The organism is Winogradskyella damuponensis, assembly GCF_039538385.1.
Taxonomy (GTDB): domain Bacteria; phylum Bacteroidota; class Bacteroidia; order Flavobacteriales; family Flavobacteriaceae; genus Winogradskyella; species Winogradskyella damuponensis.
In genome coordinates this window covers 12,448-27,865 of the sequence record NZ_BAABCB010000007.1, presented here as the reverse complement: position 1 = coordinate 27,865, position 15,418 = coordinate 12,448, and the positions used below count along the sequence as shown (strand labels likewise).

Below are 15,418 nucleotides of genomic sequence, written 5' to 3'. Positions count from 1 at the left end.
ACATTTGGTTTTTTAACTTTTCGTTATAAATGATTACACAGATAGAAGGCAAACTTGTTGAAAAAAATCCGACAGATGTTGTTATAGATTGCAATGGAGTAGGGTATTTTATTAATATATCGCTTCATACATTTTCTCAGATTCCAGATAAAGAACACTTAAGACTTTATACGTATCTTCAAGTTCGCGAAGATTCACACAGTCTTTATGGTTTTTCGTCTAAAACAGAACGTGAAATTTTTAAACTATTAATTTCTGTTAGTGGAATTGGAGCTAATATAGCACGTACAATGTTGTCATCACTAACTCCAGACCAAGTTAAAGACGGTATTGCAGGAGGAGACGTGGCATTAATTCAAAGTGTAAAAGGAATTGGTGCAAAAACGGCTCAACGTGTTATCATAGACTTAAAGGATAAAGTGTTAAAAGTGTATGGTATAGACGAACTTTCTTTAAAGCCAAACAATACGCACAAAGATGAAGCGTTATCTGCTTTAGACGTTTTAGGATTTAATAAAAAACAATCCGAAAAAGTTGTTGATAGAATTTTACAAGCCCAACCAGAAGCCCTTGTAGAGCAAATTATTAAAGAAGCTCTTAAAAACTTATAATGCAATTGAATACTACTATCCATAAGCAACCACTTTCCATCCAATTTTATTGCGTATTAGCTTTTATGTTGCTAATAGGTAATTCAGTTTTAGCACAAGAAACGGAAACAGAAACAGAACAAGATTCAACTAAAACAACATACGCTTTAGGTAAGCTTAACATGCCTAACCCAAATAGTATTGTTGCAAAATATACTTACGATCCCATTTTAGATCGTTATATATACACTGAAAAAATAGGCGCGTTTAACATCAATTACCCATTAATTCTAACTCCAGATGAATTTCAAAAGCTAGTTTTACAAGAAAAATTAAAAGCCTATTACAAGAAAATGGCTGATGCTAAAGCTGGACAAAAAGAAGGTTCAGAAGAAGATCAAAAGAATTTATTACCAGAGTTTTATGTGAATTCAGGATTGTTTGAAACAATATTTGGTGGTAATACAATAAATGTAGTACCTCAAGGTTCGGTTGAAGTTGATTTAGGTGTGCTGTTTTCTAAACAAGATAATCCATCCTTTTCGCCAAGAAACAGAACTAACTTTACATTCGATTTTGATCAGAGAATTAGTTTAAGTTTATTAGGTAAAGTAGGAACGAGGCTTCAAGTAACAGCAAACTATGATACTGAAGCAACTTTCGATTTTCAACAAGTTGTAAAATTAGAATACACTCCAACAGAAGACGATATCATTAGAAAAATTGAAGTTGGTAACGTTAATATGCCATTAAATAGTTCTTTAATTACGGGCGCGCAAAGTTTATTTGGTGTTAAAACCGAATTGCAATTTGGTAAAACTAGAGTTACAGCAGTGTTTTCTGAGCAACAATCACAGTCAAAATCTGTAGTAGCAGAAGGAGGTGGTACTGTTGAAGAATTTGAATTTTTTGCAAGAGATTACGACGAAAACAGACACTTTTTCTTAGCACAATACTTTAGAGAAAACTACGATAAAGCCTTAAGACAATACCCTTTTATAGATAATCAAGGACTTCAAATAACAAGAGCAGAAGTATGGGTAACCAATAGAAATAACCAAACCGACAATGTTAGAAATATTGTTGCATTTCAAGATTTAGGTGAATCTACTATTGAAAACATAGGACTTGACTCATATCCAGCGAATTTTGTAACCAATCCAGGAGCAAGACCTAACAATAAAAATAATGCGTTTGATCCAACAAATATAGGAGGCGCAGGTTCTTTTTTAACGGAGGCTGTTAGAAATATTACTAATGTAGAAAGTGGTGTAAATACAGTTAACGTAAATGAAGGTTTTGATTACGGTAAATTAGAATCTGCAAGAAAATTACAAGAAGGACAAGAGTATTTTTTAAATACCGAATTAGGGTATATCTCTTTAAATCAACGTTTACAAAATGATGAAGTTTTAGCAGTAGCATTTCAATATACAATTGGAGGACAAGTATATCAGGTAGGTGAATTTGCAAACGATGGTGTAGAGGCTACAGTAGTAGATGAAAATACCTCAGGAAATCAAGTTGTAAATAATCAAAGTTTAATCTTAAAAATGTTGAAAAGTGCAGTTACATCTGTAAATGAGCCAATTTGGGATTTAATGATGAAAAATATTTATGATACTGGAGCATTTCAACTCAGTCAAGAAGATTTTAAACTTAATATTTTTTATACAGAATCTTCAGCATTAAATTATATAAAACCAATAGATGAGACCACGTTCCCTCTCTTTGATAATAATACATCCAATATTCCTGATGATGATACTGTAATTGAAGAAACACCTTTAATTCGATTGTTTCATTTAGACCGATTAAACTTTAACAATGATCCACAAGAACGCGGAGATGGTTTCTTTGATTATGTAGAAGGAATTACTGTATTATCTCAGAACGGAAAAATTATTTTTACAAAAACAGAACCTTTTGGTCGTTATTTATTTGATGTATTAGATGATCCTTCAAACCCAGGAGATTATGACGCAGCAACCTATACCAATCCAAATCAAGAAAAATACGTTTACGATTTACTTTATAAGACCACAAAGACGCAAGCCTTAGATGAAGCTGAAAAGAATAAATTTCAAATAAAAGGACGTTTTAAAAGCAGTGGTGGAGATAGTGGTATTCCTATTGGTGCTTTTAATGTGCCAAGAGGTTCGGTTAGAGTAACTGCAGGTGGACGTCAACTTGTTGAAGGTGTTGATTATACAGTGAATTATCAATTAGGACGTGTAGAGATTTTAGATGAAGCTTTAAAAGCATCAAACACACCAATTAATGTTTCGGTTGAAAATAATGCCGTTTTTGGACAACAAACAAAACGTTTTACAGGAATTAATGTAGAGCACCAATTCAACGAAAACTTTGTTTTAGGTGCGACTTTATTAAATCTTAATGAACGACCAATAACACAAAAAGCCAATTTTAATTCAGAGCCTATTAATAATACCATTTTTGGTTTTAATGGAAATTACTCAACAGAAGTTCCATTTCTAACACGTATGGTAAATAAATTGCCAAATATAGATACAGATGTCCCTTCTAATTTGTCTTTAAGAGGTGAATTTGCTTACTTATTACCAGGAGCTTCAAATGGTGCAGATTTTAATGGAGAAGCCACCGCTTATATAGATGATTTTGAGGGTACACAAGGAGCCATAGATTTGTTAAGCCCTTTATCTTGGTCTTTATCTAGTAGGCCACTTACGGTTAATGGAGTAGATGAAAATGATCCAATTAATGATAAGAGAATTGAAAATGGTTTCGGAAGAGCACTTTTAAATTGGTACACCATTGATCCTATTTTCTATAGTAATCAACGTCCAGGTGGCATTACAGATGATGACATTTCAGATTTATATACACGTCGTGTTTTTATTGACGAAATTTTCAATCAAGATATTGTACAAGGACAAACATCAGTAATTAATACTTTAGATTTAGCATATTATCCTAGAGAACGTGGTCCTTATAACTTTGACCCAGCTGCAGCAGATAATGTGATAGATAATCCTGCCGATAGTTGGGCAGGTATAATGAGACCTATTACATCAACCGATTTTGAACAAGCTAATGTCGAATATATCGAATTTTGGGTGCAAGATCCCTTTTTAGACAACCCAACCAATTCTGGAGGTAAATTATTTATAAATCTTGGTAATATTTCGGAAGATGTTTTAAAAGATGGTAAAAAACAATATGAAAATGGTTTACCAGAAGATGGAGATGTTTCTACGTTAACACGAACGTCCTTTGGAGGTGTGGTACCACAAAATCAATCACTAATTTATACGTTTGGAACTACAGGAACAGAACGTGCAAATCAGGATGTTGGTTATGATGGATTTAATGATGCAGAAGAAATAGCTGAATTTGGAGGACAGTTTGGTGACGACCCTTCAAATGATAATTATACATACTATTTAAATACTGATGGAGACATTTTTGAACGTTACAAAAAGTACAATGGTTTAGAAGGAAATACACCAGATGTCTTTACAGATACCAATAGAGGGTCTACAACCCAGCCAGACGTAGAGGATATCAATAGAGATAATACCATGAATACTATTGATAGTTATTTTGAGTATGAATTGGATATTACACCTTCAAGTTTAAATATAGGTAACCCTTATATTAATGATATAAAACAAGGTTTTTCAGTAACACTACCTAATGGAGACGTAAGAAGTGATGTAAAATGGTATCAATTTAGAATTCCTATTAACGAAGAAACCAAGCGTGTTGGTGGTATTTCAGATATACGCTCTGTTCGTTTTGCACGTTTATATGTGTCAAATTTCACAGAAAAGACAGTTATGCGTTTCGCTTCTTTAGATTTAGTACGTAGTGATTGGAGACGTTATCAACTGCCTTTAGATGATGACTCTGTTGCAGATCATGAAAATGAACCAACTGAGTTTAGTGTAGGAGTTGTTAGTGTACAAGATAATCCAAGTTATAAAACTCCTCCTGGAGTAACACAAGAAGAACTTAACAATAATAACAGTATAATTAGACAAAACGAACAGTCTTTAGTAATACAGGCTTGTGACTTAGAGCCAGCAGATTCTCGTGGTGTATTTAAAAATATTAATGTAGATATGCGTCAGTATAAAAAACTACGTATGTTTTTACATGCCAGAGCACAAGAAGGATCTCAGCTAGATTCTGGAGAGTTAGTTGGTTTTATAAGAATGGGTAATGATTTTACTCAAAATTATTATCAAGTAGAAGTTCCTTTATTAAAATCTGCTAATTTAAGTGCAAATCCAACTGCTGAAGAAATCTGGCCAAGCCAGAATGAAATAAACATTCCTTTAGAGTTTTTACAAAAAATTAAAGCTCTTGGTATTTCTCAAGGGACTTTAAGTGACCCAGATCCTGTATTTTATAATGTTGTTGATGGAGTGTTAGATGAAAACGGATTTAACAATCCAGAAGAGGTTCCTTATGATGATGTAGAGATAAATACAAGTCAACAACGTATTGCTATTAAAGGAAATCCAAATTTTGGAGACATTAGAGTATTAATGATTGGTGTTAAAAATGGCAACCTTGGCGATTCAATGGATAATGCTTGTGGCGAAGTTTGGTTTAACGAATTACGTATGTCTGACATGGACAATGAAGGCGGTTGGGCAGCTGTAGCTAGTATGGATACTCAAATTGCGGATTTTGCAAGTATTAGTGCCACAGGAAGACGAAGTACTATTGGTTTTGGTGGTGTTGAGCAAGGTCCAAGTGAACGTAGTTTAGAAGACGTTCAACAATACGATGTTGTGACAAACATACAACTAGGTCAATTATTACCCAAGAAATGGGGAGTGCAAATTCCGTTTAATTACGCACAAAGTGAAGAATTGGTAACACCAAAATTTGATCAATTTTATAATGATTTAACTTTAGAGTCGCGCTTAGATGCAGCAGATTCTAGATCAGAAGAAGACCGTATTAGAGAGCAATCTGAAGATTATACAAAACGACAGAGTATCAACTTTATTGGTGTAAGAAAACAAAAAACAGGAGATGCGAAAAAACGGTTTTATGATGTAGAAAATCTAACGTTTAATTACTCTTATAATAAGGTGCAACATCGCGATTTTGAAATCGAAAACGCTTTAGATCAAACCGTGAGAGCTGGAGCTAATTATAACTATTCTTTTGAGCCTTTAAAAGTAGAACCATTTAAGAAAAACGATTCCCTATTTACTGGTAAACATTGGAAGATATTAAAAGATTTTAATCTTAATTTATTACCATCTAATTTTTCAGTTAATACAGATATTAATAGACAGTTTAGCAAGCAAAAGTTTAGAGAAGTAGAATTAGGAGGCAATAATATAGGTATTGAAGAATTATTTAGAAGAAATTATACGTTCGATTTTCAATACGCTATTAATTATAATTTAACAGATGCGCTAAGTTTAAATTTCACAGCTGCTAATACTAATATTGTACGTAATTACTTTGTAGATGATCGTATTAATGGACTTCAAGATCCAGATCTTAATGTTTGGGATGGTTTCTTCGATTTTGGAGATCCAAACTTTCAAACACAACAGCTTCAAGTTAATTATGAATTGCCGTTGTATAAAATTCCAGCCTTAAGCTTTTTAAAAGCCACCTATGCTTATAATGGAGCATTTCAATGGCAAAAAGGATCAGATCTTAATGAAGGTTTACAAGTAGAAGATATAGATAATCCAGGGGTTTTTAATACATACAACCTAGGAAATTCAATTCAGAATTCTAACACACACAACATTAACTCTACCTTAAATATGGAAACCCTATACAAAACGTTAGGTTTGGTAAGAAAAGGGAAATCAAAAAGTGCAGGAAGAGGTAGGAGTACAGCAGCAAACAGACGTTCTATATCACCAAGTAACGCTGCTTCAGACAATGAAGATGGTAAAGATCCTAACAAGTTAAGTGTGGGGAAAAAGGCATATAATACTATGATTGATGTCGTTACCATGGTAAAACGTATTCAGTTTAACTATTCAGAAAATAATGGTACTTTCCTTCCTGGTTATATGCCAACACCTGGTTTTATTGGTACACTTAAGCCTACTGTAGGATATACTTTTGGAAGTCAAAGTGATATTAGAAGTTTGGCCGCTAGAAATGGTTGGTTAACAAACTTCCCAGATTTTAATCAGCAATACACAGAGGTGCAAAATAAAAGCTTAGACTATGCGGTTAATATTGAGCCTATGCGCGATTTAAAAATAGATTTAACCGGAAATAGAACTTACGCTGAAAATTATACTGAAAACTTTAGAGTTGAAGATTATTTAGATGCATCCGGAAATATTGTGGATGTGGAGAACGGTGAATTAGGAGATGGAATTAGAGATTACAGACCATTAACACCAAACACCTTTGGAAACTTTAACATTTCTACAGCTATAATAAAAACAGCGTTCAGTAAAAGTGACGAAAACCAATCTGCAGCCTTTGACGATTTTAGAGCTAATAGGCTAATTATAGCAAACAGACTAGCAAAACAAGCAGGAATAAATATTAATGATAGTGCAAATTTAGATGCAGAAGGTTATCCTTTAGGATTTGGTAAAAATAGTCAGCGTGTCTTATTACCAGCATTTTTATCAGCTTATCAAGGTACTAATCCAGAAAAGGTGAGTACTGATGCGTTTAGAGATATTCCAATTCCAAACTGGACATTAAAATATACAGGCTTAATGAAAATTCCATGGTTTAAGAAAACGTTTAGACGTTTCTCTGTTCAGCATGGCTATAGATCTAATTATACTATAAACCAGTTTAGAACTAATTTAGACTATGTTTCACCTAATTATAATTTTAGAGCAGATGAAGTTGAAAACACTGAAGCTGTTGATCAATCTGGGAATTTTAAAAATGAAATATTATTCAGTAATATTAACTTAGAAGAACAGTTTAGTCCTTTAATTCGTTTAGATTTTGAAATGAAAAATTCAATTAAAGTCTTAGCAGAAGTAAAAACAGATAGAACATTATCTCTAAGTTTTGATAATAACTTAATGACCGAAATTCAAGGTAAAGAATATACACTTGGTTTAGGATATCGTTTTAAGGATTTGAGAATTCGTTCGGCACTTGCAGGACCAAAACAAATTATTAAGAGCGATTTAAACATGCGAGCAGATATCTCAGTAAGAGATAATAAAACTATTATTAGATATTTAGATTTAGAGAATAATCAAATTACTGCAGGACAAACCATTTGGGGGTTAAAATATACCGCAGATTACGCCTTTAGCAAAAACTTAACGGCTATTTTCTATTTTGATTATTCGTTCTCAGATTTTGCAATTTCAACGTCATTCCCACAAACATCTATAAGGTCTGGATTTACCTTAAGATATAATTTTGGTAATTAATGTTGAATGAAAGCAATTAAAAAATTACATTTGTTTCAATAATATTATACACATTAAAATGAATATACCATCAGAATTAAAGTACACTAAAGATCACGAATGGATTAAAATCGAAGGCGACACAGCTATTATCGGTATTACAGACTTTGCACAAAGCGAATTAGGTGATATTGTTTATGTAGAAGTAGATACCTTAGACGAAACTTTAGATGCCGAAGAGGTTTTTGGTACCGTTGAAGCTGTAAAAACAGTTTCAGATTTATTTTTACCGTTATCTGGCGAAATCGTAGAATTTAACGAAGGTTTAGAAGATCAACCAGAAAACGTAAATACAGATCCTTATGGAGACGGTTGGATGATTAAATTAAAATTCTCAGACGCTTCACAAATAGAGAATTTATTATCTGCAGAAGATTATAAAGCACTTATAAGTGGTTAAAAAAATGCTTTTGTTAGTGTCAATTGCTTATACGTTGACATTAATTATTATGAGTTTAATCAGTTTAAATGGAGTACCTAGTTTGGGGTTTTCATTTGATGATAAAATTTATCATATCTTAGCCTACTTAGGTTTGGCTTTTTTATGGGTATTTTATTTTAAACCCTTTAAAGCAAAATACATTCCTTTTATAATTGTCTTAGCTGCAGCTTTTTTAGGGTTTATATTAGAATTGTTGCAATATCTCTTAAATCCAAACAGAACTTATGAGACTTATGATATGGTTGCCAATAGTATAGGAGCTATTTTTGGTACGTTAATTGCGAGTCAATTAAATATATATAAGTTAAAATAACATAAAGCCTTGTTTTTTTTACTATTATTTAGTTAAATTAGCAACGTTATAATAAACAAAAACACTATGGAACTTAAAAAGAATCCGAAATCAGATGTAAGTCGTAATAGCTCATTATACTTTGCTGTTGGTCTTGCCTTAATGCTAGGTATTACCTATATGGCAATCAATTATAAAACGTATGATCCATCTGGTGTTGTTGCAGACTCACTTAATTTAGATGATGAATTAGAAGAGGAAGTACCAATTACAGAACAAATAGTTACACCTCCACCACCACCACCACCACCACCAGCTGCGCCAGAAATTATTGAAGTTGTTGAAGATGAAGTAGAAGTAGAGGAAACAGTTATAGAATCTACAGAAACAGAAATGGAAACAGAAATTGTTGAAGTTGAAGAGGTAGAAGTTGTAGAGGTTGAAGAAGATTTAGAGGTACCATTCTCAGTTATTGAAAATGTGGCTGTTTTTCCTGGCTGTGAAAAGAAAAAAGGGAATGCAGCTAAAAAAGCCTGTATGAATGAAAAGGTCAATAAATTTATCGGTAAAAAGTTTAATACAGATTTAGCTGGTGATTTAGGTTTACCTCCAGGTAAAAAAAGAATCTTTGTGCAGTTTAAAGTAGATAAATCAGGTAATATAACTAGTATCGGTGCTCGTGGTCCGCATCCAGGATTAGAGAAAGAAGCAAAGCGTGTTATTAGTTTGTTGCCTAAAATGCAACCAGGGAAACAAAGAGGTAAGCCAGTGGTAATGCCATTCTCTATACCAATTGTATTCCAAGTACAAGACTAAGTAGTAGATAAAATACTATCAAATATAAAAATCCCGTTCAAAATTAATTGGACGGGATTTTCGTTTTGGTATGCTTATTGTGACTTTTACATAATATTAACATTTAAATCATAGATATTATGAAAAATTCTAAAAAAGACTTCGGTACTGCTGGTCAGAGCACTACTGAAGCAAAGAAGTCACAAAAGCATGAGGCAAATTTACAAAAAAATTCAACCCTTTATTTCCAAATAGGGCTGATACTTTGTTTGCTAGGAACCTATGCACTTTTTGAAATGCAGTTTCAAGAAAAGAAATTTAATCTTGTAGAAGATACGGCCAAAGCAGAGCCTATTTCTATAGATTATGTAGAGCCTTTTATTGTAGAGGTTGTAGAGCCCAAAGCTCCTGAACCTGCACCAACCGAAGATTTAACTGATGTGTACAAGGAAGTAGAAGATGACACTCCAGTTGTAGAAACTATTATTAAAACACCAGAAGAACCAAAGGTAACAGATCAACCAATAGTAAATATTGAAGATATTCATACTAGTGATGATGACCCTGTAGATGAGGTTTTTGTTCCATTTGCTTTAATTGAAAAAGTACCAGTGTATCCAGGGTGCGAAAGAAAGAAAACAAATAGTGAGCGAAAAAAATGTATGTCGGATAAAATATCAAAGTTAGTCGGTAGCAAATTCAATACAGATATTGGATCTGATTATGGTATTTCTGGAAGACAAAAAATTACAACACAATTTACCATAGATAAAAATGGTAACGTTACCGATGTTAAAATAAGAGGGCCACATCACGCTTTAGAAAGTGAAGCAAAACGTGTAATCAATAAAATTCCAAAAATGCAACCTGGTTTACAACGCCAAGTTCCTGTAGGTGTTATCTATACATTGCCTATAGTTTTTGATGCTAGAAATTAGTAAAACAAGTTGTTAGTAATATGTTATAGCCGTTATTCTTAGAATAACGGTTTTTTTATACGGCAATTGGTTTCTAGGTTACTAAAAAAATTAAGTATCTTTCGCACATTAAAAATTAGTCCTTTATGAAGCGCATTGTGCTATTTGCTGTTCTTTTAACGACCACTTTTGGTTATGCTCAATCCATAGTAACTTACGAAAAACCTCCTGTTTTTAGTGAATGTAATTCCGAAGATGTAAATCAATTAAAATCATGCTTCAATTTTACGCTAAATACGTTTATCTATGAGAATTTTAAAACACCACAAATTGTTTTAGATGAATCTTATAAAGGAGAGGTTCAAATTTTGTTTGAAGTTAGCCGTGAAGGTGAATTTAAAGTTATTTATTCTGATGCTATTTATGAAGAGTTAAAAGCTGAAAGTCAACGTGTATTCGATTCTCTTCCAAAGATAAAACCTGCAACCTATAATGGCAATCCAACATTTGTACAGTATAGCATATCTATAGCAATACCATTAACAAAGCCAGTTAGAAAAATTGATTCTCTAGAAGAAATAAACCAACTCACAAAAAAAGATAGCCTTAATGCAACATTGTCTGATGAGTTTGATGTGCTTGTAGAAGGATTAAAACCTTATGAAAAATTAGAATACAGCAGTGAGTTAAATGTGCCTTTTACACACTCTTATTATGCGCGTTTTGATGCAGAAATGAATGCTATTGGTACCAATAGTCATACGGCAGCAAAACCATTTGTGTATAGTGATGTTGCTAGGTACTACGATATTAAAGCTGAAAAGGAAAGTTTAGCAAAAGATACCGATTCGTGGTTAGGAAGAAAACTGTTTAATGAACATTTAGTAGAGGTCCAAGGAGAGGATTATTGGTTTACGGTTGATCCTATTTTAGATTTACAAGTGGGAAAAGATAGTGAGGCCGATTTTAGTTCTACATATAATAATACACGAGGAATTTATATACAAGCAGGTTTAGGTAAACGTTTTAATCTTACGGCTTCAGTTTATGAAAGTCAAGGTCGTTTTGCAGATTATTACAATAGATATGCTGAAAGTTTGAAAGCTTATGGGCCAGATCCTGCTATTATTCCTGGACGTGGAATAGCCAAGCGTTTTAAAGATAATTCTTATGATTACCCTGTAGCAGAAGCTTACTTATCCTATACTCCTGCTGATTTTCTCAATATTCAATTTGGTCATGGTAAAAACTTTATAGGAGATGGTTACAGATCGTTGTTGCAAAGTGATGTTGCTAGTCCTTATCCATTTTTAAAATTGAATGCGACTTTTTGGAAATTAAAATATACGAGTACATGGATGTGGTTAAAGGATGTTAGAGATGAAGTTGTGGTTGATGATGCTTTTCTAACCAAATACATGGCAAATCATTATTTGAGTTGGAATGTATCAGAACGATTAAATCTTGGACTGTTTGAATCTGTAATGTGGGCAGATACCAATGGTAGAGGTTTTGATGTTAATTATTTAAACCCAATTATCTTTTTTAGAGCCATAGAGTTTCAAACTGGTCAAGGTGCTGGAAATGCAATTTTAGGACTAAGTTCAAAATATAAATGGAACAATAAAGTAAATTTATATGGGCAGTTTGTCTTAGATGAATTCTCTTTAGCAGATGTAAAAGCTGGTGAAAAAAGTTGGAAAAATAAATTCGGATTTCAGGTAGGTGCTAAATATTTTAATGCTTTTAATGTAGATGATCTATTAATTCAAGCAGAGTATAACCAAGTGAGACCTTATACTTATTCTCATAATACTCAAGTTTTAAATTATGGACATTTTAATCAGCCAATGGCGCATCTTTGGGGAGCAAACTTTAGAGAATTTGTATTAATTGGACGTTATAACTATAAGCGATGGTTTGGCGATGCTAAAATGATAATAGGGCAGCGAGGGTTAGATTATAATACTACAGATGATAGTGTGTCTTATGGAGGTGATATTTATAGAGATTATAATGATCGTAATGCCAATACAGGAATAGAAATTGGACAAGGCAACAAAACCAATAGTTTTATGGCAGAGTTACAGGCTGGTTATTTGTTAAATCCGGAAACAAATCTTAAGATGTTTGCTAATATTATCTATAGAGATTTTAATCCAGATGCAGTCAATGCTTCTACGGTACGTTCTGGTTCGGTTTGGTTTAGTCTAGGTTTTAGAACAGACTTGTTTAATTGGTATAATGATTTTTAGTGACAATTTTTTTTAAAACTAGAACAAGCTAAGCTTCTTCATAAAGCATAGGCTTGAAGATTAGCTAGATAAAACTAGGTTTTTGCGTTGGTTAGAATCAATTTTCAGACTATCTTTGCAGTCGCTTTTAAAAGAACAAAAAAAATAGAGTTTGAGTAGTACAAAATCTTCGATAGCAACAGCTTCTGTTGTAACAGATTTTAAGGAAATAACCAAAATGGGTTTGTCCTTAAGTGTCGTCTTTTCATCTATTGCGGGTTATTTTTTGGGTGCCGAAACTATAAATTTTACAACACTTCTTTTATTGGCTTTTGGTGGTTATTTTATGGTTGGTGCTTCTAATGCATATAATCAAATTATTGAGCGTGATTTAGATGCGCTTATGGATAGAACTAAAAATAGGCCTATTCCTGCTGGTCGAATGACCGTAAATACCGCATTTATAATAGCAACAGCTTTTACTATTTTAGGTATAGTTACATTGTACATTATTAACCCAAAAACGGCAATGTATGGTGCTATTTCTATATTTTTATATACAAGTGTATATACGCCTTTAAAAACAAAAACGTCTTTAGCTGTTTTTGTTGGTGCTTTGCCAGGAGCTATTCCTTTTATGTTAGGTTGGGTTGCTGCTAGAAATAGTTTTGGAATAGAGCCAGGAACTTTATTTGCGATTCAATTTTTTTGGCAATTCCCGCATTTTTGGGCTATAGGATGGTTTTTACACGAAGATTATAAAAAAGGAGGTTTTCATATGTTGCCAACAGGAAAACCAGATAAGGGAACAGCCGTACAAATTATAATGTATAGCGTTTGGACAATTATTGCATCAATAATACCTGTATTTGGATTTACAGGAGATTTAAAATTGTCTGTTGTTGGAGCTGTTTTGGTATTTCTAATTGGTTTAATAATGTTGGTATATGCCTTCAAGTTGTTTAAAGATCGTTCTGTAAAAACAGCAAAACAACTCATGCTATCAAGCGTGTTTTACATTACACTACTGCAAATTATATATGTTGCTGATAAATTTTTGAGATAATGGATTTAACACAAGGAACACAACAAGAAAAAAGAGCAAGATCTAAAAAGATGATGCTATGGTTTGGTATTGGCTCTTTAATAATGTCCTTTGCCGGATTAGTAAGTGCATTTATTGTAAGTAGCAAACAACGATTAAATGAAGATTGGTTGGTTAACTATGAGTTGCCTAATGCATTTTTAATCAGTTTGATTCTTATTTTGCTAAGTAGTTTAACATTTATCTTAGGTAAAAAAGCACTTAAACAAAATAATATGCAAATGGTAACACTTTGGCTATTAGTAACATTAGGCTTAGGTATTGCATTTGTTTACAGTCAATTTGCTGGTTTTAGTGAGATTATTGCAACAGGATATAATTTTACAGGACCAACAAGTAATATTACAATGTCTTACATTTATATTATTGCAGTATTGCACATAGCGCACGTCATTGCTGGTTTAATATGTCTCATTGTTGTAATTTATAATCATTTTAAACAAAAGTATAACTCCAACAATATGTTGGGTTTTGAACTCGCAGCCAATTTTTGGCATTTCGTAGATATGCTTTGGCTTGTGCTCTTTTTGTTTTTATATTTTTTTAGATATATAATTTGATTATTTTTGTCCAATCTTAAAATTTAAATAAATTCTATGGATTCTACAGTAGCTACTGGTACAGAAGAAAAAACTTGGGGAGGAGGCAATGAGCCACTTAAAGCAAGTTACGGAAAAATGATGATGTGGTTCTTCATTGTATCTGATGCATTAACATTTTCAGGTTTCTTGGCAGCGTATGGTTTTTCGAGATTTAAGTTCATTAACGAATGGCCTATTGCAGATGAGGTGTTTACTCACGTACCTTTTTTACATGGTCAAGAATTGCCAATGATTTATGTGGCATTTATGACCTTTATACTTATCATGTCTTCAGTAACTATGGTGTTAGCCGTTGATGCTGGTCACCACATGAACAAAGCTAAAGTAACCATATATATGTTTCTTACTATTATTGGTGGAGCTATATTCGTTGGTTCTCAAGCTTGGGAATGGGCAACCTTTATTCAAGGAGATTATGGTGCTGTGCAAACAAAAGGTGGGAATATCTTACAGTTTGGTGAATATGTAACAGTTGATGGTGAACAGAAATTCAAACGAGTTTCAATCGACGATATTGCCATAGCACAAGAAAGTGATCGTGCTGCACATGAGCGTAAAAACGGACTTTGGTTTGTAGATGAAGCTACATTACCGCCTTATTCTGTAAATGAAATTTATGCTGGTTTAATGGCTAACGAAAATGTTTTAGTTAGAAATCAACTACTTGATGAGAATGGTCATAAAACAGTATTGTCTAGAGCAGAATCATTGAAACAAATAAAAGAGAATGGTAAGCTTGTTGTAAAAGGAGCTAACTTACAAGTCAATGAATATGGTACAACGTTATTTGCTGATTTCTTTTTCTTCATAACAGGTTTTCACGGTTTCCACGTACTATCAGGAGTGATAATCAACATTATTATTTTCTTCAACGTTGTTTTAGGAACGTATGAGCGTCGAGGAAGTTATGAGATGGTTGAAAAAGTTGGATTATATTGGCACTTCGTAGATTTAGTATGGGTATTTGTATTCACATTCTTCTATTTAGTATAAAAAGAAATTAAGATTAAA

General features: G+C 32.9%; 10 protein-coding genes. All 10 read left to right on the top strand.

The features are described from left to right. The first annotated feature begins 29 nt into the window (after positions 1 to 29). The 10 genes from ruvA to ABD730_RS04305 all read left to right on the top strand — a co-directional run bounded on the left by ruvA (position 30) and on the right by ABD730_RS04305 (position 15,400). The gene (gene ruvA, locus ABD730_RS04350) at positions 30 to 611 is read left to right on the top strand and encodes a Holliday junction branch migration protein RuvA (RefSeq protein WP_334471572.1); all 582 of its coding nucleotides are present in this window, start codon (positions 30 to 32) and stop codon (positions 609 to 611) included. Continuing rightward, entirely contained in the window at positions 611 to 7,981 is a 7,371-nt protein-coding gene (gene sov / locus ABD730_RS04345; protein ID WP_344712849.1) for a T9SS outer membrane translocon Sov/SprA, read from the top strand. The genes ruvA and sov overlap by 1 nt, the downstream gene beginning before the upstream one ends. Positions 7,982 to 8,039: 58 nt before the next feature. After that, a complete protein-coding gene (gcvH, locus tag ABD730_RS04340; protein ID WP_215927849.1) occupies positions 8,040 to 8,420 on the top strand; it encodes a glycine cleavage system protein GcvH in 381 nt (126 codons plus the stop codon). A 49-nt stretch (positions 8,421 to 8,469) separates the two neighbouring features. Then, positions 8,470 to 8,775 (top strand): VanZ family protein, encoded by a 306-nt coding sequence (locus ABD730_RS04335; RefSeq protein WP_215927847.1) that lies wholly within the window; start codon positions 8,470 to 8,472, stop codon positions 8,773 to 8,775. A gap of 66 nt (positions 8,776 to 8,841) precedes the next feature. Next, positions 8,842 to 9,570, top strand: a complete 729-nt coding sequence (locus ABD730_RS04330; RefSeq protein ID WP_334471579.1) for an energy transducer TonB — start codon at positions 8,842 to 8,844, stop codon at positions 9,568 to 9,570. A 119-nt stretch (positions 9,571 to 9,689) separates the two neighbouring features. Further along, complete coding sequence (locus ABD730_RS04325; protein WP_334471581.1) at positions 9,690 to 10,487, top strand: energy transducer TonB; 798 nt, start codon at positions 9,690 to 9,692, stop codon at positions 10,485 to 10,487. Between the two features lie 125 nt (positions 10,488 to 10,612). Beyond that, positions 10,613 to 12,721: a gliding motility protein RemB gene (locus tag ABD730_RS04320; RefSeq protein WP_344712845.1), complete on the top strand. Its 2,109-nt coding sequence runs from the start codon at positions 10,613 to 10,615 to the stop codon at positions 12,719 to 12,721. Between the two features lie 151 nt (positions 12,722 to 12,872). Next, positions 12,873 to 13,766: a heme o synthase gene (gene cyoE / locus ABD730_RS04315; protein WP_215927843.1), complete on the top strand. Its 894-nt coding sequence runs from the start codon at positions 12,873 to 12,875 to the stop codon at positions 13,764 to 13,766. Next, positions 13,766 to 14,365: a cytochrome c oxidase subunit 3 gene (locus tag ABD730_RS04310; protein WP_215927842.1), complete on the top strand. Its 600-nt coding sequence runs from the start codon at positions 13,766 to 13,768 to the stop codon at positions 14,363 to 14,365. Before cyoE ends, ABD730_RS04310 begins: the two co-directional genes overlap by 1 nt. A 36-nt stretch (positions 14,366 to 14,401) precedes the next feature. Beyond that, positions 14,402 to 15,400: a cytochrome c oxidase subunit 3 gene (locus ABD730_RS04305; RefSeq protein ID WP_334471587.1), complete on the top strand. Its 999-nt coding sequence runs from the start codon at positions 14,402 to 14,404 to the stop codon at positions 15,398 to 15,400. The last annotated feature ends 18 nt before the right edge of the window (positions 15,401 to 15,418 follow it).

Coding starts and splice junctions, on each gene's coding strand:
- ruvA (WP_334471572.1), top strand. CDS start 30: ATGATTACACAGATAGAAGGCAAACTTGTTGAAAAAAATCCGACAGAT.
- sov (WP_344712849.1), top strand. CDS start 611: ATGCAATTGAATACTACTATCCATAAGCAACCACTTTCCATCCAATTT.
- gcvH (WP_215927849.1), top strand. CDS start 8,040: ATGAATATACCATCAGAATTAAAGTACACTAAAGATCACGAATGGATT.
- ABD730_RS04335 (WP_215927847.1), top strand. CDS start 8,470: ATGAGTTTAATCAGTTTAAATGGAGTACCTAGTTTGGGGTTTTCATTT.
- ABD730_RS04330 (WP_334471579.1), top strand. CDS start 8,842: ATGGAACTTAAAAAGAATCCGAAATCAGATGTAAGTCGTAATAGCTCA.
- ABD730_RS04325 (WP_334471581.1), top strand. CDS start 9,690: ATGAAAAATTCTAAAAAAGACTTCGGTACTGCTGGTCAGAGCACTACT.
- ABD730_RS04320 (WP_344712845.1), top strand. CDS start 10,613: ATGAAGCGCATTGTGCTATTTGCTGTTCTTTTAACGACCACTTTTGGT.
- ABD730_RS04310 (WP_215927842.1), top strand. CDS start 13,766: ATGGATTTAACACAAGGAACACAACAAGAAAAAAGAGCAAGATCTAAA.
- ABD730_RS04305 (WP_334471587.1), top strand. CDS start 14,402: ATGGATTCTACAGTAGCTACTGGTACAGAAGAAAAAACTTGGGGAGGA.